Origin of the sequence: Pseudomonas lundensis, assembly GCF_002269125.1 — a bacterium.
GTDB lineage: Bacteria > Pseudomonadota > Gammaproteobacteria > Pseudomonadales > Pseudomonadaceae > Aquipseudomonas > Aquipseudomonas lundensis_A.
The window spans coordinates 46,391-66,617 of the sequence record NZ_NQKI01000009.1 but is presented as its reverse complement, the minus strand read 5'-3'; the positions used below and the strand labels follow the sequence as shown (position 1 = coordinate 66,617).

The following is a 20,227-nucleotide window of genomic DNA, read 5'->3' as shown; positions in this document are numbered from 1 at the left end:
CGGCGATGCTAAGCAATGGTTTATCCATGACGGGCGTGGGCAAACACCGAAGTGCGTTGCATGCGTCGTTGATGCGGTTTGTAATCCAGGATGGCGTTGTGGAGTACGCTGCGGTTGTCCCAGAGCACCATGTCACCGACCGTCCAGCGGTGGCGAAAGCCGAATTGCACGTGCTGGCAATGTGCATGCAAGTAAGCAAGCACCGCCTCGCTTTCGGTGCTGGCGAGGCCTTCAATGTGGGTGGTGTAGGTCGGGCTGAGGTACAGCGCCTGGCGTCCTGAAATGGGGTGTCTGATGACCAGAGGGTGGAGGTGCCGCCGGTTCATGCTGACGACCTCCAGATAGCGTTCATGTGTGACGACGTTCTGGCGCAGGGCGGCCGTGATAGGCGCGTTCATGTCGTGCCAGGCACTCAGTCCCTCGAGGTAGTGCTTCATGCGTTCAGACAACGCCTCGTAGGCGGTGGTCATACTGACCCAGCAGGTGTCACCGCCGGTAGGCGGCAGTATCTGGGCATGGGTCATGGTGACGACAGGCGGGTGGGGCAAAAAGCTTTCGTCGTGATGCCACATGTCAGCCCTGTCGCCCAGCTTGGAGTCGATCACCGTAATTTCTTCAAAACCATTGCCCAGATTGGGGTAAAACGTGTGGACTTCGGGCTCCCCGAAATACCGTGCGATGGCCAGATGTTGTTCGGGTTTCAGCCCGGGGGCATGCAGCACGATAACTTCATGTTTGATAAGAGCGGCTTCAAGGGCCTCCAATGTCTGCGGCAAAACGACAGAAGAAAGATCCAGATCGACGACTTCGCCTCCCAGATGTGGACCCAGGGGCAATACAGTGAACGTTGAAGACATAAACAATCTCCTGGCAGGGCGCCAACACCTGAGCGGATCAAGCGCATGGCGACACGTTTAGATGTTGTCGGATCGACCGCAATGATCATACTGAGGGCACCCGCGTTGAGATATTCGCATTCCAGAACACCCTTTACGTTTGTCTAACGTGCTGATTTACATGGGTTAATTGGATTTCATGCGGATGCTGAGAAGGTCGGGCTCGGATTTCCATACAGGAACAGGCACACAACATAATGGACCTGATAACAACACAGCAGGCGCTTCCGGCTTTACGCAAGCGACCCTCCCAGTCGCGCTCACGTGCACTGGTCGAAGCGGTAGAGCAGGCGTGTTTGCGGATTCTCGATGAATCCGGGGAGGACTCGCTCACCGTGGCCCGCATTGCAGACGTTTCCGGCGTCGCAGTCGGCTCGATCTATCAATACTTTCCCAACAAGGACGCCATCATTGCCCTGCTGTACGAACGTGTACTCGACCAAGAGGCCGAACAACTCTTGAGGGTGCGTGAGCGGCTACGGGGCGTACCGTTGAAATCGGCACTGCGGGAAATTCTCGGAAATATCGTGCGTGTTGAAACGCGCCTGTTCAAATTGAACAAGGCTTTTCACTTGCGGTACCACTCGGCCCTGCACTTGGGCATGTGGCGCGGGCCCTACAAGACGGCAGGGGAGTTTATCGAGGCGACCTGGCTGCCACTTTTGACGATGTATAAAAGTGAGATCACAACACCGCATCCGGAATTGGCCGCGTACCTGCTCGGCCAAGGATTGCGCGAGGTCATCCGTGGCGTACTGCAAGACATACCGGAGCAGCTGGAGTCGACGGCTCTGCAGGACAGTCTGCTGGCAATGGCCATGGGCTGCCTGAGTCCATGCACGTTTGGCTTGAGCAGCAGGCAATAGCGCTAAGCGTTATTGCTGCAGCTGGTATTTCGCTTTGAGCGTGGGGTGGACCTTGAGGGTGTCATCAGCTGCCCACTCCCATTGGCTGTCCAGTTCCTGAGCCACTGACTCGAGGCTCACACCGGGCTGTAATGCGCAGTAAGTTTGCTTGGGCTCGAAATACAAGGTGGGGTTTTCGAGGGCACTGTGAGCCTCGGTCACGAGTGCGAGGGCATCTTCTATGCCTGCAACGTTTAGGACGCTGGCCTGACCGGCCTGTTCGAACTTCAATACAAATGTCACTACAGCGTTCCTTGTCGAGTGGAACCTCGCTACGAGGCGCCATGTTAATGACAGCTCGTAGCGTAGTCTCTTAGCGGAAGGTCTGTAGTACTAATTACTGCGCTAGCCTGGGAATGGCTGAACGCTGTTTCTCAACTGCCTTTTGCCGAGACGATGCTGGCAACCAGCCGAGGCTGGCAGTTGAGGTAAGCCGAGGACTGGAGCCAACGCTTGTCGGGGTACCACGCGAACATGAACTGTCCGTCCTTGAGTTTGTCTACCACTTTACGCGCCACTTGCGGCCGAACCGCTGGGCAGCCCTGGCTGCGGCCGATGCGGCCCTGGCGCTCGCTCCAGAGCGGATTCACATAGCTGGCGGCATGAATCACGATGGCCCGGTCGCGTGCCCGGTCATTGATGCCAGGCTCAAGGCCATCCATGCGCAGTGAATAGCCATGGGTGCCTTTGTAACTTTCTTGAGTGCGGAACAAGCCCAGGCTGGACTGGTAGCTGCCTTCGTCATTGGAAAATTGGGTGGCGAAGTTTTCCCCGGAGTTTTGCCCGTGAGCGACCAGATCGCGTAATACCAGGCGCTTGCTTTGCAGGTCGAAGATCCACAAGCGGCGCGCAGTAGATGGCTGCGAGTAGTCAATCACTGCCAGATGCCGAGCCTGGCTGGCGCCATTGTTCACGGCGCATTGCATGGCGCTGATGGCACTTTTTAGTGCTTGGGGATTGAGTTCTGGTGCTGCCTGGGCGAGGCTGTTGAACAGTACCGGTGTAGAGGGGCTGGCGGCGAACACAGGGCTGGTAAACAGGCCCACGGTCGCGGCGGCCAGACAAAGCCGTCGCAGGAAAGTCAGCATAGGTCTAGGGTTCTCACTGTTGTATAGGCTCCAAATGTCCCGTCCAGACAGGTGCTGACCTGTGCAACGTCGACGGGTGATACGGTTATCCATCAACCATGATGGCCATGGATTGGAGTAAAGCAGTTGATCAAAAAACACGCATGTTACTTGAGCATTGCTTTGCTCGCAGCGCCATTGGTCGCTCTGGCCGATGAGGTGCCCGTTGATCCGGCGACGATGATTGAGGTCGCGCTGACGGATTTGCCCCGCGAGTGTCCTGCGCTGGCCCCACGCATTAACGCGCCGGCTCAGCAGTTATTGCAGGCGTTTTACCAAGGTCAGCACTTTCAACCGGTGTGGTCGGTGGATGGGCGTCTTGCCGCGTTGCAGGCCGAACTGCCCACGTTGGCCGATGATGGCCTGGACCCGGCGCACTACCCGTTGCCCAACGATCAGGGCTTATGCGCCGACATCGATACCAGCTTTCAATACTTGCAAGCCCTGCAGGATCTGCATTTTGGTCGTTTGAACCAATCGCGTTTCGAGCCGGTCTGGCACTCCGGCGATGAAATGCCTGATCGGCAGACCCCGATTCTGGCAATTGCCGGGCCGGGCCTGCAGGACATAGGCAGCGCATTTGACAAGGCGCGCCCTGCGCTGGAACGCTACCAGAACCTGCGCAAGGTGTACGCCCGTGAACGCTTGCAGCCGCTGCCTCACTGGCCTGTGGTGGGGCAGGGGCAACTGCTCAAACCCGGCATGCAGGATGCGCGGGTGCCTGTGTTGGCAGAACGAATGCTGAGCGAGGGGTACCTGAGCCACATGCCCACGCTGACGAACAATACCTACGGGCCGGAACTGGCCGCTGCCGTAAAGAGTTTTCAGCGTGATCATTCGCTTCAAGCCGATGGCGTCATCGGGCCGGGCACTCTGAAGGAGATGAATGTCAGTGCGCAAGCGCGCCGGGATCAATTACGCATCAATCTGGAGCGTTTTCGCTGGATGGCTCAGGACTTCGAGCCCACCAGTCTTCTGGTCAACGTCCCGGCCGCGTTGCTGATGGTCTACCAAAATGGCATGCCTGTCTGGCAAACCCGTACCCAAGTGGGCAGGCCGGACCGGCAAACGCCGTTGCTCAAATCCCGTGTCACACGCTTGACCCTCAACCCGACCTGGACCATCCCGCCGACCATTTTCAAGCAGGACAAACTGCCGCAAATCCGCCGCGATCAATCGTACCTGGCGCGCCATGACCTGCAAGTGCTCGACAGCAGCGGTCGGCAGCTTTCACCTCAAGAGGTCAACTGGGAACGTCCGGGCAATATCTTGCTGCGTCAGGGCGCAGGTCCGCGCAATCCATTGGGCAAGATCGTGGTGCGGTTCCCCAATCCGTTCGCCGTGTATCTGCACGACACCCCGAGTCAGGCACTGTTCAGCAAAGCCCCGCGCGCTTTCAGTTCAGGGTGTGTACGGGTTGAATCGGCCTTCGAACTGCGGGACTGGCTGGTCAGCCCTTCGGAAAAAGCCCGCACTGAAGAATTGCTCAGCACCGGGCGCACCTATGAGTTCCGACTGGAACAGCCCATGCCGATCTTAATGACGTACTGGACCGCCCAGGCTGACAAGGACGGTAAAGTGACGTATGCGCCCGACGTTTACGATCACGATCCAGCGTTGATTGCGGCCCTGGCCCGTAAATCACCCGTCAACTGACGGGCTTCGCAAGCGGCCAAAGGGGTGTACAGCACCCCTTTTCACCGGCCACACACCTTCGACCCCCGACGCAATTTGTCCCCGAGACGACTCACTCAGGAGAGCACTTCATGAACAGCTGGCCAGACTCACGCTTCATTGACGTGGCGGGCATTACGGCCCCGATTATTCAAGCGCCGATGCTGGGGGCGGGCGCGGATATGATGATGGGTGTGGCGAAGGCGGGCGGTTTGGGCTCACTGGCCTGTGCAACCCTCGATCTGGAGACAATTCGCGGCGAAGTTGCCACGTTTCGTGCTGCGTGCGACAAGCCCTTGAACCTGAACTTTTTTTGCCATGTCGCGCCTGTAGCCGATGCTGAACGTGCTCAGCACTGGAAGTCGCTATTCAAGGGTTACTACGACGAACTCGGTGCTGACTTTGACGCACCCACGCCCGTCTCCAGCCGCGCGCCTTTCGATGAAGCAACCTGCACCCTCGTCGAGCAGTTGCGACCGGAAATTGTCAGCTTTCACTTCGGTTTACCCGCCCCGGCATTGGTGGCTCGGGTCAAGGCCTGTGGCGCCAAAATATTGAGCTCTGCCACCACGGTCGAGGAGGCGCAGTGGCTCGAACGCCATGGCTGCGATGCGATCATTGCCATGGGTTACGAAGCCGGTGGCCATCGGGCAATGTTTTTGAGCGATGAGCTGACCACCCAGACCGGCACATTTGCATTGGTGCCGCAGATCGTCGATGCAGTCTCAGTCCCGGTGATCGCAGCCGGGGGCATTGCAGACGCACGCGGGATTGCAGCGGCCTTTGCCTTGGGCGCAAGCGCGGTGCAGATCGGTACGGCCTACCTGTTTTGCCCGCAAGCCAAATTGACTCACCCCCACCGGCGGGCGTTGCATGAAGCGAGCTCCAGCCAGACGGCATTGACCAACCTGTTCACCGGGCGCCCCGCACGCGGAATTCTCAATCGGGTGATGCGTGAAGTCGGGCCGATAAACCCTCTGGCTCCGGCTTTTCCCTTGGCTGGAGGTGTGCTGTTGCCGCTCAAGGCCAAAACAGAGCCTCAGGGGTCGGGGGATTTCATCAACCTGTGGGCGGGGCAGGCATTCGCCCTGAGCCCTGGACGGACCCAGGAATTGTCTTCCTATGCGCTCACACACAGGTTGATAAACGATTACGCGAACCGCCGCCCGCTGTAATCAGGCACGTTGGGGAGCATGGACGTAGTGGGTTTGCGCCGCATGGCCTGCGGTGCGAATCAGCAAACCGACCGAGCCTACTACCGGCAAACTGACGAGCAGCAGCGCGTAACGCAGTGACTCGATGCCAAACGCGGGTTGCAGCGCATCGCTAAGCAGCCCCGCCAGCAGGGGGCCAACACCGATGCCCAACAAGGTTGAAATAATGGTCTGCAAAGCCATGGCGGTACCGCGTCGGCTGGCCGGCACCAGTTGCGTTACCAGGTTGTAGGACGGCGCCACCCACCACACGGCAAAAAAGCTGTAGAGCGCGCACCACAGCATTGCACTGGGGATCGGTATGCTGCCCAGTTGCATGAACACGGTGCCTGGCCACAACAGGTAGGTCACCAGCGCACACAAGGCTGCGAGGTGCCCGATGATAGGAATTGCGACCTGCCAGTGCGGGTTGCGCGGTGTCAGGCGGTCGCTCAGCCAGCCGCTGAACAGAGCACCGATACCGGCAACGCCGCCGCATATAAAACCCGCCAGCAAGCCTGCGTGTTGCAGCGACAAACCGTGGGAGCGCACCAGAAAACTGGTGTTCCACATACCGATGGCATACGAACTCAAGGTGCACAGGCCGCCCGCCATAATCAGGCAGCGGTAGGCCGAATTGGCCCAGAGTTTGCGCGCCTCACCGCCCAGGCTCTGCAGCGGGTGGGCGGCATGCGCACCGGCCAGATCCCAGCGCCCCCGGGCCGGGTCTTTGACCACAAACGCCAGTACGGTTGAGAACAGCAACGCGGGCAGGCCAATCGCAATAAACGCCGTACGCCAGCCATAGTGTTCAACCACCCACGCCCCCAGACTGAGCCCGATGACCGCCGAAAAGGTCGGCGCTGCGGTAAAGCAGCTGATCGCAAAAGAGCGGCGGTGGGGCGGGTAAAGGTCGGCAATGATCGACATGGAGGCTGACGTGGTGGGTGACTCGCTCACCGCGACGGCCATGCGCGCCAGTGCCAGCATCCAGAAACTTACCGCCAGCCCGCAGGCCATGGTCGCGATGGCCCACAACAGACACGCCACGGCCAGCAGGCGAGTGCGCGACATGCGATCGGCCAGACGCCCGGCCGGCAGCCCGAGCAGTGCATAGACACCGGCAAATGCCAGCCCCGATATCAGGCCCAGTGCGGTGTCACCCACGCCGAACTCGCGTTTGATCGGTTCAATCATCACCGCCAGAATCTGCCGCCCGACAAAGTTGTCAGCAAAGACGGCAGCCAGTAATAACAGCAGGCCGTGGCTGCGCCAGCCGACGTGGGTGTTGGACATGGTCGATTCTCTGTGCGCTGAATATCCGGGGCGCTGGCGAACGGCCGCCAGCGCTCGCAACTGCGGGGTGGTCAGGCGCGTTGACGGGCCAGGGTCATGGCGGTGTCTTCGATCATGTCCTCCTGACCGCCGACCATGCCGCGACGCCCCATTTCCACCAGGATCTCCCGCGCGGGGACGCCATATTTCTGCTCGGCGCGTTTGGCGAACAGCAGGAACGACCCATACACCCCGGCATAGCCCATGGTCAGCGCATCGCGATCGCTGCGAATCGGGAAGTCCATGATTGGCACCACCAAGTCTTCGGCTACGTCCTGTATGCCAAACACGCTGACCCCCGTTTCGATGCCCATGCGGTCACACACCGCCACCAGAATCTCCATGGGCGTATTGCCCGCACCTGCACCCAGGCCGGCGGCTGCGGCGTCAATCCGAGTGGCGCCTGCGGCGATAGCGGCGATGGAGTTGGACACGCCCATCGACAGGTTGTGATGGCCATGGAAGCCGATTTCTGTGTCCGGGTGCAGCGCGGCCCGCAAGGCACTGACGCGGGCACTGATGTCGTGGGGCAGCATGTACCCGGCGGAGTCGGTGAGGTAAATGCAGTTGGCGCCAAAGCTCTCCATCAGCTTGCCTTGCTTGACCAGCCCTTCAGGGCTGTTCATGTGCGCCATCATCAGGAACCCGACAGTGTCCATGCCCAGCTTGCGGGCGTAGGCGATGTGCTGCTCCGACACGTCGGCTTCGGTGCAATGGGTCGCCACCCGGATCGTGCTAACGCCCAAGTCATGGGCCATTTGCAGGTGATCCACCGTGCCGATGCCGGGCAGCAACAACGCCGACACGTTGGCGTTTTTCATCATCGGGATCACAGCCGACAAGTATTGCTCGTCGGTATGGGCCGGGAAGCCATAGTTCACCGAGCTGCCGCCCAGGCCGTCGCCGTGGGTTACTTCAATCAGTGGCACCCCAGCAGCGTCAAGGCCGCAGGCAATGTCTTTCATCTGTTGCAAGCTGATCTGATGACGCTTGGGGTGCATGCCGTCGCGCAGGCACATGTCATGCACGGTGATTTTTTTTCCGCGAAGGTCCATGGTCGACTCCTTAAGCGAGGGCAGGTTGCGGGGCGGTGGCGCGCAGGTGCAGGTCGCCCGACAGGATTTGTTCGGCAAACATTTCGGCGGTACGTGCCGCTGCCGCAGTCATGATGTCCAGGTTGCCGGCGTACTTGGGCAAGAAGTCGCCCAGGCCTTCGACTTCCATGAAAATCGACACGCGGTTGCCGTCAAACACTGGGCCGTTGACCAGTTTGTACCCCGGTACGTATTGCTGCACTTGGGCGATCATGTGGGCAATCGCTTGGCGAATGGCGGCTTGATCGGGCTCGGTTTCGGTCAGGCAATGCACGGTGTCGCGCATGATCAACGGCGGCTCTGCCGGGTTGACGATGATGATGGCCTTGCCTTTTTTGGCGCCGCCCACCTGCTCGATGGCGCTGGCAGTGGTACGGGTGAATTCGTCGATGTTCTTGCGTGTGCCGGGGCCTACGGATTTGGACGCTGCGGTGGCGATAATTTCGGCATACGCCACGGGCTGAACACTGGACACTGCTGCCACCAGCGGAATGGTTGCCTGCCCGCCGCAGGTGACCATGTTGACATTCATCGCGCCGCGTTCGAGGTTGGCGGCCAGGTTCACCGGCGGTACACAGTAAGGGCCGATGGCGGCTGGTGTGAGGTCGATCATCAACACGCCCAGCGCATTGAGCTTGCGGCTGTTTTCGGCATGGACATAGGCCGAGGTCGCGTCAAAGGCAATCTGAATGTTGTCGTTCAGCACATGGGGCAACAAGCCGTCTACGCCCTCACTGGTGGTTTTGAGCCCCATGTCCCGGGCGCGTAGTAACCCTTCGGACGTGGCGTCGATGCCCACCATCCACACCGGTTCCAGCACCTCGCTGCGCAACAGTTTGTAGAGCAGGTCGGTGCCGATGTTGCCGGGCCCGATCAGGGCGCATTTGATCTTTTTGGTCATCATTGAGCTCTCGATCACAGGTTCAGGACACGAAACGCAGACGGGCGCTGCCCAGCCCGCTGAGGGTCAGGCTGACGTCGTCCCCCGGCAGCACGGGTACCAGCGGCGCCAGAGCACCGGAAAGGATGATTTCGCCTTTGCGAAACGGGATGTCGAACTTCCCCAGCGTATTGGCCAGCCACGCTACGGCTTCACACGGGTGCCCCTGCACCGCAGACCCCAAGCCATTGCCCGCGGGCTGACCGTTTTTCAGCAGGTTCAACTGCACCTTGGCCAAGTCCAGCTCACGGGGGTTGATGCGTTCATCACCCAAGGCGAAGACGCCGCACGAGGCGTTGTCGGCCACGGTGTCTTGAATACGGATTTTCCAGTCGACGATGCGCGAGTCGACGATCTCAAAGCACGGGGCAACCCACTGCGTGGCGGCCATTACGTCATCGGCGGTGATGCCCGGACCGTGAAGGTCTTGCCCAAGCATGAAGGCGATTTCGCCTTCGGCCCGGGGTTGCACTAATTGATGGGTTTGAAAACTCACGTCACTGTCATTACCGACCCGCATGCGATCGGTTAAAAAACCGAAGTCGGGTTGATGCACGTCGAGCATGTCTTGCACCGCGCGGCTGGTAACGCCGATTTTTTTACCGACAACCTGTTCCCCCAAGCCTTCACGACGTTGCAGGAAGCGCAGGGAAATGTGGTAGGCCATTTCCAGCGTGAGGTCCGGGTAGCGTTGAGTCAGCGGCGGTACGCTGCGGCGCTCGCGCAGGGCGTGAAACAGCTCATCGCCCAGCGCTTCAATCAGTTTGCTGTCCATATAGGTTCTCTCTGGCCCTGCCGTCGCGGCCTGTACCCGCGACGACGTTTGCGGTAGTGGCGGTATTAGCCCGGCCACACGCTCGATTCGGCGCCGCCGTCCACTTCAAGGATTTTACCGGTGACCCAGCGCGAGGCCGGGGAGGCGAGGTACAGCGCAGCGGCGGCAATATCTTCCGGCTCACCGAGGCTTTGCAGCGGTGTGGCCTTGATCATGCCTTCGCGCATGGGCACCGGCAGCACGCGGTTCAAGGCATCGGTGAGGATTGGCCCCGGTGCAATCCCGTTGACCCGCACGTGCGGCGCGAAATCCTGCGCCAACAGACGTGTCATGTGGCTCAGCGCAGCCTTGGCAGTGCCATAGGCGCTGAACTGGGTCTGCGCATATCGGGCAGCACCTGACGTTATGTTGATGATGTTGCCGCAGCCAGCCTCGCGCATGTGCGGCACACACAGCTGGGTCAAGTGGTAGGCCGACGAGACGTTGAAACGCATGATTTCTTCGAAGCGTTCAACGGTCAGGGTCAACGGATCATTTGGCCCGGCGCCCCCGGCATTATTGACCAGGTGGGTGATGCGTCCCATGTGCTCGCGTGCCTGGGTGATGAGGGCTGCGCGCTGTTCGGCGTCATTCACGTCGCACTGCACAGCCAGGGCGCGTCGCCCCAGGCCGCGCACATCCTCGGCCACCGCTTCGACATCGCTCAGGGTGCGAGCAGCCAGCACCACGTCGGCGCCTGCTTCGGCATAGGCCAGCGCGATGGCACGGCCGATGCCGCGCCCGCCGCCGGTGATGACGGCCACGCTGCCAGTGAGGGTAAAGCGTTGAATGATGTTCATGAAAATCCCTTGTTTTTGTTCTTGGAAGGCCTGCGCATCATGCACAAGACTCAGCGTGGCGCCCACAGGTCAGGCAGGCCGGGATCGCTGGCGGCAATCAGGCGCTTGAGTAGCACCTTGAGCGCCTGTGTATCGCCGGGGCCAAGCTTGGACGACAGGTCTTCTTCGACCGCCTTGGCCAGTGCCAATTGCTGCACCGAGGTCTCGCGGCCTGTGGCGGTCAGCACATAACGCGGTGCCTGATGACTGCCCTCGACGGCCACCAGATTTTGTTTCTCCAGAAAGCGCATGCTGGCGGCCGTCACGACATGGCCTGTATAGCTGACGAAGGTGTTGATTTCGGACAGGCTGAGGTTGTCACGGATGCACAGCACCGAGAGGATGAAAAACGCGTGTTCGTCCAGTTGCTGATTGCTCAACAAACGGTGCAAGGCGTCCAGCAATTGGTAGTGCGCACGCCCGAGCAAGTACCCGAGCAAGTCCTCGGTGTAGCTGCACTCGGGTGGCGGCGGGGTGGTGGCCAGGCGCAGTTCACTGCGGGGTTTGCGCGTGGCCAGGGCATATTGCCCGCTCTGGAACGCAAGCGGGGCGCGGTCGCTGTGATCGAAAGCGAGCACTTCCCCGACAAAAATCACGTGGTCGCCGCCTTCGTACTGGAACGCGGTGCGGCACTGAAAACGTGCCGTGCAGTCCTGTAACAGCGGGGCCTCACTGATGCCGTTGTCGAGCTGGATTTCTGCGAACTTGTTCTCGCCCTGCATGGCAAAACGACCTGACAGCGGCTCCTGCTCAGTGGAGAGCACGTGCACGTTCCAGTGTTTGCCGCTGGTAAAGACCGGCAGGCTGCGCGCGGTCTTGGCCAGGCTCCACAACACCAGAGGCGGGTTGAGTGAGACCGAGTTGAAGCTGTTGGCGGTGATGCCGATGGGCGAGCCGTCTTCCGCCTGTGTGGTGATGATCGTCACCCCGGTGGTGAACGTGCCCAGCGCCGTGCGGAACGCCTGCGGGTCGAAGCTGCTTTGCATTGCCATGACGAACCTCATGGATTGAATTTTCGTGCGTGCAGTATTCGCCGCCAGGCCACGCACTACATCGTCTCAACGGACTAACGTAGTCGGCCGATTATCGTCCGATCGGACGAGGCTTTTGGCACCGCGATTGGCTAGTTTCCACGTCACTAACCCGCCGGTTTTTTTCACAGGACTTGCCCATGACCTCCATCTTCGCCACTCCCGAGCAACTGTCGCAGGTGTTAACGGCCCAAAAGGAGGCGTTTATCGCCCACGGTCACGTCAGCGCTGAACAGCGTCGGGAGCGTCTGCAACGAGTGATCGACCTGGTGGTGCGCTATCAGCAACCCTTGGTGGATGCCATGGACGCGGACTTTGGCGGTAGGCCCCAAGGGTTTTCGCTGATGAACGACGTGATCGGTTCGCTGGCCTCACTCAAGTACGCCCGCGACCACCTTGAGCACTGGATGGAAGACGAACCCCGTGAGGTCTTTGCACCCTACGGCCAGTTGGGCGCCAAGGCGTGGGTGATGCACCAGCCCAAGGGCAGCGTCGGCATTATCGGCACCTGGAATGCGCCACTGTTTACGTTGCTCAGCCCGTTGGCGTGTGTGCTGGCGGCGGGTAATCGGGCCATTCTAAAACCCTCCGAGGTGGTGCCGCGCACCGCCGCGGTGGTGGCCCGAGCATTTGCCGAGCTGTTCGACCCCCTTGAAGTGGCGGTGGTTAACGGTGATGCCGAGCTGGCGGAGGTCTTCACCTCGCAGCCGTTCGATCATTTGGTGTTCACCGGCAGCACGGCGGTGGCGCGTTCCGTGATGCGCAATGCGGCCCTTAACCTGGTGCCGTTGACGCTGGAATTGGGTGGCAAATCGCCCGTTATCATCTCGCACACAGCCGACCTGGCCAAAGCGGCGTTTAGCATTGCAGCTGCCAAGGGCAATAACGGCGGGCAGATCTGTATTAACCCGGATGTGGTGTACGTACCGCAGGGGTTGCTGGATGACTTTCTGGGCGCGCTGCGCACCGCTTATGGCGAATTGTTCCCGCGCATCGACGACAACCCGGACGTGGTGGCGGTGATTAACGCCCGGCACTTGCAGCGCGTCGAAGGCTACGTGCAGGACGCCCGTGACCGCGGCGCACGCGTCGAGAGCTTTCCGCAACCGTTGCCGGTGGATGAGCAGCAGCGGCGTCGGCCTTTGCAGGTGGTGGTGAACCCGCCTCGCGACAGCCAGATTTTGCACGAAGAAATCTTTGGTCCGGCGCTGGTGGTGCTGCCATACGCGCAGCTGGACGAGGCGCTGGCAGACATTCACAGCCGCGAGCGTCCCTTGGCGCTGTATTACTTTGGCCAGAGTGAAGAAGAGCAACGGTACGTGTTGCAACACACCTGGTCCGGTGGCGTGACGATCAATGACGTGATGATGCACGCCGCGCTGCACGATGCACCCTTCGGCGGCATTGGCGCGTCCGGCATGGGCCATTATCACGGCCGTGAAGGTTTCCTCGAATTCAGTCACATGCGCACGGTGTTCAAGGCGCCTGCCAACGACCCGCGTCGTGAGTGGGGGCTGTTGCCGCCCTATGGCGAACACTTTTTACCGACGATGCAATCGATGGTCACGGCCGATTGATTACACCGCGTGCGGCCCCCAACACAACCACCCAGCTGGAGAATGACTGTGCCAAAGCCCCCTGTGTCCATGGATGAACTGCAACCCCCGGCTGGCTGGCCACGCCGCCATGTGCTCAAGGCCGGAGCCGTGGCAGTGGGTGCCGGGCTGTTGGGCCGTTTTGCCCAGGCGGCTGACAGCAATGCGCTGTCGCAAACCGATTACCTGAAGCTGGATGCCTGGGGCATGGCTGATGCCGTGCGCAAGGGCGAGGTCAGCCCGCAGGCGTTGCTGGCAGCGGCGATGGCGCGCTGTGATGCGGTCAACCCCAACGTCAACGCGGTCAACCTGCGTCACGATGAATACGCCACAGCCTTGCTCAAGACCCGTCAGGGCAATGGTACGTCCACTTCCGGAAGCCTGGCTGGCGTGCCGATTCTGGTTAAAGACCTCAATACTTATCTGCAGGGTACGCCCACCACCAATGGCTGCCGCTTGTTCAAGGATGCCGACGCGGCACCTCATACCAGTACCTTGATTGCCCGTTATCAAGCGGCCGGCGCCGTACCGTTTGGCAAAACCACGTGCCCGGAATTCGGCCTGACCACGACCACCGAGTCGTTGTTGTGGGGGCAAACCCGCAATCCGTGGAACCTGGCCATGAGTGCGGGCGGCTCTTCCGGCGGGGCCGCGGCGGCGGTGGCGGCCGGGATTGTGCCCGTCGCGCATGCCACCGATGGCGGCGGCTCGATTCGGATTCCGGCCTCGTATTGCGGATTGGTGGGGCTCAAGCCTGGGCGTTATCGCACGCCCAGCGGGCCGGGCAAGTTCGAAGGCTGGTTTGGCGCCAGTGTCGGCAACGTGGTGTCGCGCAACGTGCGGGACATGGCGTTGTTTCTGGACGCAGGGCAGGGCCATGAAGCCGGTAGCCCGTATTGGACGAAACCCCTGGCCCGGCCTTACGTCGAGGAGTTGCAGGCCGCGCCGGGGCGCTTGCGAATCGGTGTGGTAACCGATTCGCTGACCGGTGCGCCACTTGACCCTGACGTCGCCCGGGTACTGGATGAAACCGTTCAGCGCTTGTCGGCTTTGGGCCACCACGTAGAGCCTGTGCGTTTGCACGTTGATCCACGGCAACTGTTTGGGGCTCATGGCGCAGTGATCGGTGACGCACTGCTGAGCCTGGTCCACGACCGCGAGCAGGCGCTGGGGCGCAGTGCGACACCTGAAGATCTAGAGCGCATTAGCACGTGGTGTTGGGCAACGCGCAAAAAGTAACCGGCGAAGCGTTGTACCGCGCCCGCCAGTCGTTCGAGTCTATAGGTGGCCACATGGAGGAGCAGTTCCGGCAGCGCGACGTGATCCTGTCGCCGGTCACTGCTAACGTCACACCGGAGCTGGGGTTGCTGAGCCTCGATCAGCCCTGGGACAGTTATGCCCACAACGCCATGGGCAGTGCCGGGTTTACCGTGCTGGCCAATGTCAGCGGGCAGCCAGCCATCTCGCTGCCGGTGGGCATGAGTGGCACTGGCATGCCAATTGGCATGATGCTGACCGCCCCGATGGGCGGGGAGGATGTGCTGCTGCGCCTGAGTGCGCAGCTGGAACAGGCGCACCCGTGGGCCAAATTGCCCACCCTTTGATGCACCGGCCCGCGTCTTGACATTGACCTGTTACAACGCACTGCGTAGCCTTGCGCGTTCGAGGTTCTTCGCGACGCGAAGCTAAGAAGGGAACGCGGTAAGCCGCGGCTGCCCCCGCAACTGTAAACGGTCAATTGCCTTGCAATGCCACTGCTCTCTGGAGCGGGAAGGCGCAAGGAAAGGCGCAGCCACCGGCTGCTGCCAGCCGTCAGCCAGGAGACCTGCCTCGTGAGCGTTTTTTACTTCAACCGGGCGGGGTGATCCGGTGGCGAATACGGCCGTGCAGTGCGTGCGGCCGTCGTCCCGTATGCCCGCCGCTTTGCCAAAGGGCATCCGATGAAAACACTGGCCAAAACACCCGTCACCATCGTCACCGGCTTCCTCGGCTCGGGCAAAACCACCTTGCTGCGTCACATGCTGGACAACGCGCAGGGCCGTCGCATTGCCGTTATCGTTAACGAGTTCGGCGAGTTGGGCATTGATGGCGAAATCCTCAAACAGTGCTCCATCGGGTGTACCGAAGAAGAAGCCAACGGCCGCGTGTATGAACTGGCCAACGGCTGCCTGTGCTGCACCGTTCAGGAAGAATTCTTCCCGGTGATGCGCGAGCTGGTGGCGCGTCGCGGCGACATCGACCACATCTTGATCGAAACCTCCGGCCTGGCGCTGCCAAAGCCGCTGGTCCAAGCGTTTCAATGGCCCGAAATCCGCAGCGCCTGCACAGTCGATGCGGTGATTACCGTGGTCGACAGCCCGGCCGTGGCAGCGGGTACCTTTGCTGCCTTCCCGGATCAGGTGGATGCCCAGCGCAAACTCGACCCGAACCTGGACCACGAGTCGCCGCTGCATGAGCTGTTTGCCGACCAATTGGCCAGCGCCGACTTGGTCATCCTCAACAAAGCCGACCTGATCAGCCCTGAAGACCTGGCCAAGGTGCGTCTGGAAGTCGCTGAAGAACTGCCGCCTGCAGTGAAAGTGATCGAAGCCAGCAGTGGCCGTTTGCCGCTCGACGTGCTGCTGGGGCTGGGTAACAGCTCGGAAGCGCACATCGACAGTCGCCACAGCCATCACGATCATCACCATGAAGGCGATGACCACGACGACCACAATCACGACGCATTCGACTCCATTTCCATTGAACTGCCCCAAGCCGAAGAGCGCGTGTTGCTGGATGCCCTCACGCAGTTGGTGATCCGGCACGGCATCCTGCGGGTCAAGGGTTTTGCCGCGATTCCGGGCAAGCCGATGCGCTTGTTGATTCAGGGCGTGGGCACCCGCTTTGACAAGCACTTCGACCGCGCCTGGGCGGCGGATGAGAACCGCGTCACCAAGCTGGTACTGATTGGCCAGGACCTGGATGCCGCGCTGCTGGAATCCACCCTGCGCACAGCACTGAGCGCATAAGCCATGCATTTGCTCAGGACCCAGCCCGGTGGCTTTGTATCGGACGACAACATTGCTGACTTGGGGCAAACCCCCGCCGAGCTGGTAATCCTGTGCAGCGGCGACTCAAGCCTGGCATTGCTGGCCGAAGCGGCGCAGCAATTGCCTGAAGATTACCCGAGCCTGCGCTTGGCCAACCCGATGCAGGTTCAGAATCACGCCTCGGTCGACCTGTATGTCGATCAGGTGCTGCAACACGCCAAGGTCATCCTGCTGTCGTTGCATGGCGGGATTGGCTATTGGCGCTATGGCATCGAACAGTTGATGCAGTTGGCCGAGCGCGGCGTGACCTTGATCCTGGTGCCCGGCGACGACCGCCCGGACCCTGAGCTCAGCGCGCTGAGCACAGTGCCCGCCGAACAGGCTGAACGCCTTTGGCATTTTTTGCGTCAGGGCGGGCGGCATAACGCACTGCAACTCTACAACTGCCTCGCTAGCCAATGGCTGGGGCGCGCTTACCCGTGGGGCGAGCCGCAAGCCCTGCCGCGTACTGCGATTTATCACCCGGTGCACCCCACCCCGCAGCTCAGCGACTGGCAGGCAGATTGGCAGCCCGGCTTGCCCGTGGCCGCCTTGCTGTTTTATCGCTCGCATTTGCAAGCGGCCAACACCGGCTTTGTGGATGTGTTTTGCCAACGCCTGCAAGCAGCGGGGATCAATCCGTTACCCCTTGCCGTGGCCAGCCTCAAGGAACCGGGGTGCCTGACGGTGGTGCAAGACCTGCTGGATGAGGTCGACGCCGCCGTCATTCTCAACACCACCGGTTTCGCTCAGTCCAGTCCGGAGGCTCCGCACCTGCGGCCGTTCCGGCGCGACATCCCGGTGATTCAGGCAATTTGCGCCCAGGACAACGAACCCGGCTGGCGTGCCAGTGAACAAGGGCTTGGCCCGCGCGACCTTGCCATGCACATCGCGCTGCCGGAGCTGGACGGGCGCATCATCAGCCGTCCCATCAGCTTTAAAGATCTGGCCTGGCGCAGTGAGCGCAGTCAGTCAGATGTGGTGTGTTATCGCGCTCAGCCCGAGCGCATGGACTTTGTCGCGCAACTGGCGCGACGCTGGGTTGAGTTGGCCCGCGTGCCCAACCCGCAGAAGCGCATCGCGTTGATCCTCGCCAATTACCCGACCCGTGACGGGCGTATCGGCAACGGGGTAGGGCTGGACACCCCGGCCGCGGCGTTGAATATCCTGCGGGCCTTGAAGCAACAGGGTTATCCACTCGAAGGCGAACTGCCCGAGTCCGGCACAGCGTTGATTCAAGCGCTGCTCGGCGGCGTCAGCAATGACCTGGAAAGCCTCGACCTGCGCCCCTGCCACCAAAGCCTGGGTCTGGACGAATACGCGGCGCAGTTCAGGGCGCTGCCGCCCGCTAATCAACAAGCCGTGCTGGCGCGCTGGGGACGACCGGAAAATGACCCGATGTTTCGCGGCGGCCGACTGATGATTGCAGGCCTGCGCTTTGGCCTGACCTTTGTTGGGATCCAGCCCGCCCGAGGCTATCAAGTGGATGCCAGCGCTGTTTATCACGACCCGGATCTGGTGCCGCCCCATGGCTATCTGGCGTTCTACTTCTGGCTGCGGCACACCTATGGCGCGCATGCTGTCGTGCACGTGGGCAAACACGGCAATCTGGAGTGGTTGCCGGGTAAAGGCGTGGGGTTGTCAGATGAATGCTGGCCAGACGCTTTGCTGGGCCCGTTGCCCAATATTTACCCGTTCATCGTGAATGACCCGGGCGAAGGCGCACAGGCCAAGCGTCGCACACAGGCGGTGATCATCGACCACCTCATGCCACCGCTGACCCGCGCCGAAACCTATGGTCCGTTGCGCGACCTCGAGCTGCTGGCGGACGAATATTACGAAGCGCAGTTGCTGGACCCGCGCAGGGCGCGAGAGTTACAGCGCGACATTCTCAAACTGGTGCGCGAAACCCATATCGACCGCGAACTGGAGCTGGACGAAAAGCTCGATAGCGACGCCGATGCAGCCATCTGGCTGCCGCGTCTGGACACGTACTTGTGTGACCTGAAAGAGTCGCAGATACGCGACGGGCTGCATATTTTTGGCGAGTCGCCCGAGGGCCGTTTACGCATTGATACGCTGCTGGCGCTGCTGCGCATACCCCGTGGCGACGGGCGCGGTGCGCAATCCAGTGTGTTACGGGCGCTGTCCAAGGCGTTCGGCCTGGGTTTCGATCCGCTCGATTGTGCGCTGGCCGAACCCTGGACCGCGCGACGCCCGGCGCCATTGTTGGCCGTCAGCGATGCCCTGTGGCGCACCGCTGGCGACACCCGCGAGCGCCTTGAGCTGTATGCCGCCGGGCTGATCGAACACGCGCTGGCAGGCACATTGGCACTGCCCTGCGACGATCAATGGGCCGAGGTGCGGAGCATTTTTGACGCCTTGCTGCAGGTGGTTGCACCCCGGCTCGACGCCTGCGGCCCCGCCGAGATGCAGGGCATGCTCGACGCGCTCCAGGGTCGCTTCGTGCCAGCCGGGCCCAGTGGGGCACCGAGTCGCGGGCGGCTGGATGTACTGCCCACAGGGCGCAATTTTTTCTCGGTGGACGTGCGCAACCTGCCGACCACCACCGCGTGGCGCATCGGTTTCCAATCCGCCAATTTGATCCTTGAGCGCCACTTGCAGGATCACGGTGATCATCTGCGACAACTGGGGTTGTCCGTCTGGGGCACGGCCACCATGCGCACCGGTGGCGACGATATCGCCCAAGCCATGGCGCTGATGGGCGTGCGCCCGGTGTGGGCCACTGGCAGTCAGCGCGTGGACGACTTTGAAATCCTGCCGGTGAGCCTGCTCGACCGGCCGCGGGTGGATGTCACGCTGAGGGTGTCGGGGTTCTTCCGCGATGCGTTTGCCAACCTTATCCGCCTCTTCGATGCGGCTGTGCAGGCTGTGGCAGCACTGGACGAGCCGGATGACGTGAACCCGCTGGCGGCCAAAGTGCGCCAGGAACGCGCGCAGTTGGAGCGCGAAGGGCTGGCCCCGGAACTGGCGGCGCGTCAGGCTGGCTGGCGGGTGTTTGGCGCCAAACCCGGCGCCTATGGCGCCGGTGTGCAGAACGCCATCGACGGGCGTTTGTGGCAGAGCCGTGACGATCTGGCCGAGGTCTATCTGAACTGGGGCGGCTATGCCTATGGCGGAGCCGATGAGGGCACCGCGGCCCGCGGCCCGTTCGCCCAGCGCCTCAGCCAGCTGCAAGCGGTGGTACAGAACCAGGACAATCGCGAGCACGATTTACTCGACTCCAACGACTATTACCAGTTCCAGGGGGGCATGCTCGCTGCCGTGGAGAGCCTGAGTGGCGGGCAAGTCGCCAGTTACCACGGCGATCACAGCCAACCGGATTTACCGAAGATTCGCACCCTCAAGGAAGAACTGAACCGGGTGGTCCGTTCCCGTGCGGCCAATCCGAAGTGGATTGAGGGCGTCAAACGGCATGGCTATAAAGGCGCGTTTGAAATGGCGGCGACCCTGGACAACCTGTTCGCGTTCGACGCCACCACGCACCTGATCGACGACCATCAATATGCGTTGCTGGCCGATGCCTATTTGCTTGACCCGGACACCCGGCAATTTGTGCAGCAACACAACCCTCATGCGCTGCGCGACATGACCGAGCGTCTGCTGGAGGCCCAGCAACGCGGTCTGTGGAGTGAACCGGGCGAGTACCGGGACGCGTTGGAAAACCTGCTGCTGGACATTGAAGAAGACTGATG

The 20,227-nt window shown here is 61.3% G+C and carries 15 protein-coding genes, 1 pseudogene and 1 riboswitch; of the genes and pseudogenes, 7 read left to right on the top strand and 9 right to left on the bottom strand.

Translation table 11 applies throughout. The features are described from left to right. Nucleotides 1-20: 20 nt before the first annotated feature. On the bottom strand, nucleotides 21-857 hold the full coding sequence (locus tag CJF39_RS08000) for a TauD/TfdA dioxygenase family protein (protein WP_094992931.1): 837 nt from the start codon (nucleotides 855-857) through the stop codon (nucleotides 21-23). Between the two features lie 236 nt (nucleotides 858-1,093). On the opposite strand from CJF39_RS08000, the gene CJF39_RS07995 reads away from it, so the two are divergent. Next, nucleotides 1,094-1,762: a TetR/AcrR family transcriptional regulator gene (locus CJF39_RS07995; protein ID WP_094992930.1), complete on the top strand. Its 669-nt coding sequence runs from the start codon at nucleotides 1,094-1,096 to the stop codon at nucleotides 1,760-1,762. A 9-nt stretch (nucleotides 1,763-1,771) separates the two neighbouring features. Here CJF39_RS07995 and CJF39_RS07990 read toward each other — a convergent pair whose 3' ends face one another. Then, nucleotides 1,772-2,044 carry a hypothetical protein gene (locus tag CJF39_RS07990; protein ID WP_094992929.1) on the bottom strand — a complete coding sequence of 91 codons (273 nt, stop codon included), beginning with the start codon at nucleotides 2,042-2,044 and terminating at the stop codon, nucleotides 1,772-1,774. A gap of 131 nt (nucleotides 2,045-2,175) precedes the next feature. Next, a complete protein-coding gene (locus CJF39_RS07985) occupies nucleotides 2,176-2,889 on the bottom strand; it encodes a murein L,D-transpeptidase catalytic domain family protein (RefSeq protein WP_094992928.1) in 714 nt (237 codons plus the stop codon). A 126-nt stretch (nucleotides 2,890-3,015) separates the two neighbouring features. On the opposite strand from CJF39_RS07985, the gene CJF39_RS07980 reads away from it, so the two are divergent. Beyond that, entirely contained in the window at nucleotides 3,016-4,584 is a 1,569-nt protein-coding gene (locus CJF39_RS07980; RefSeq protein WP_094992927.1) for a L,D-transpeptidase family protein, read from the top strand. Between the two features lie 110 nt (nucleotides 4,585-4,694). Then, entirely contained in the window at nucleotides 4,695-5,777 is a 1,083-nt protein-coding gene (locus CJF39_RS07975; RefSeq protein ID WP_094992926.1) for an NAD(P)H-dependent flavin oxidoreductase, read from the top strand. On the opposite strand, the gene CJF39_RS07970 is transcribed toward CJF39_RS07975, so the two are convergent. The 6 genes from CJF39_RS07970 to CJF39_RS07945 form a co-directional block, all read right to left on the bottom strand. Beyond that, on the bottom strand, nucleotides 5,778-7,091 hold the full coding sequence (locus CJF39_RS07970) for a spinster family MFS transporter (protein ID WP_094992925.1): 1,314 nt from the start codon (nucleotides 7,089-7,091) through the stop codon (nucleotides 5,778-5,780). Between the two features lie 71 nt (nucleotides 7,092-7,162). Then, entirely contained in the window at nucleotides 7,163-8,185 is a 1,023-nt protein-coding gene (dmpG, locus tag CJF39_RS07965) for a 4-hydroxy-2-oxovalerate aldolase (protein ID WP_094992924.1), read from the bottom strand. Nucleotides 8,186-8,195: 10 nt separating this feature from the next. Next, nucleotides 8,196-9,125: an acetaldehyde dehydrogenase (acetylating) gene (locus tag CJF39_RS07960; protein ID WP_094993006.1), complete on the bottom strand. Its 930-nt coding sequence runs from the start codon at nucleotides 9,123-9,125 to the stop codon at nucleotides 8,196-8,198. A gap of 22 nt (nucleotides 9,126-9,147) precedes the next feature. Then, nucleotides 9,148-9,939, bottom strand: a complete 792-nt coding sequence (locus CJF39_RS07955; protein WP_094992923.1) for a fumarylacetoacetate hydrolase family protein — start codon at nucleotides 9,937-9,939, stop codon at nucleotides 9,148-9,150. 65 nt (nucleotides 9,940-10,004) lie between these two features. After that, nucleotides 10,005-10,778: a glucose 1-dehydrogenase gene (locus CJF39_RS07950; RefSeq protein WP_094993005.1), complete on the bottom strand. Its 774-nt coding sequence runs from the start codon at nucleotides 10,776-10,778 to the stop codon at nucleotides 10,005-10,007. A gap of 50 nt (nucleotides 10,779-10,828) precedes the next feature. Further along, the gene (locus CJF39_RS07945; protein ID WP_094992922.1) at nucleotides 10,829-11,809 is read right to left on the bottom strand and encodes a flavin reductase family protein; all 981 of its coding nucleotides are present in this window, start codon (nucleotides 11,807-11,809) and stop codon (nucleotides 10,829-10,831) included. 179 nt (nucleotides 11,810-11,988) lie between these two features. Here CJF39_RS07945 and CJF39_RS07940 point away from each other — a divergent pair, with 179 nt between their 5' ends. The 4 genes and pseudogenes from CJF39_RS07940 to cobN all read left to right on the top strand — a co-directional run bounded on the left by CJF39_RS07940 (nucleotide 11,989) and on the right by cobN (nucleotide 20,225). Continuing rightward, entirely contained in the window at nucleotides 11,989-13,425 is a 1,437-nt protein-coding gene (locus tag CJF39_RS07940) for a coniferyl aldehyde dehydrogenase (protein WP_094992921.1), read from the top strand. Nucleotides 13,426-13,494: 69 nt separating this feature from the next. Further along, a pseudogene (locus CJF39_RS07935) lies at nucleotides 13,495-15,047 on the top strand (amidase). A 44-nt stretch (nucleotides 15,048-15,091) separates the two neighbouring features. Then, a riboswitch (cobalamin riboswitch) is annotated at nucleotides 15,092-15,290 on the top strand. A gap of 93 nt (nucleotides 15,291-15,383) precedes the next feature. Beyond that, on the top strand, nucleotides 15,384-16,451 hold the full coding sequence (gene cobW, locus CJF39_RS07930; RefSeq protein WP_094992920.1) for a cobalamin biosynthesis protein CobW: 1,068 nt from the start codon (nucleotides 15,384-15,386) through the stop codon (nucleotides 16,449-16,451). Between the two features lie 3 nt (nucleotides 16,452-16,454). Next, entirely contained in the window at nucleotides 16,455-20,225 is a 3,771-nt protein-coding gene (cobN, locus tag CJF39_RS07925; RefSeq protein WP_094992919.1) for a cobaltochelatase subunit CobN, read from the top strand. The last annotated feature ends 2 nt before the right edge of the window (nucleotides 20,226-20,227 follow it).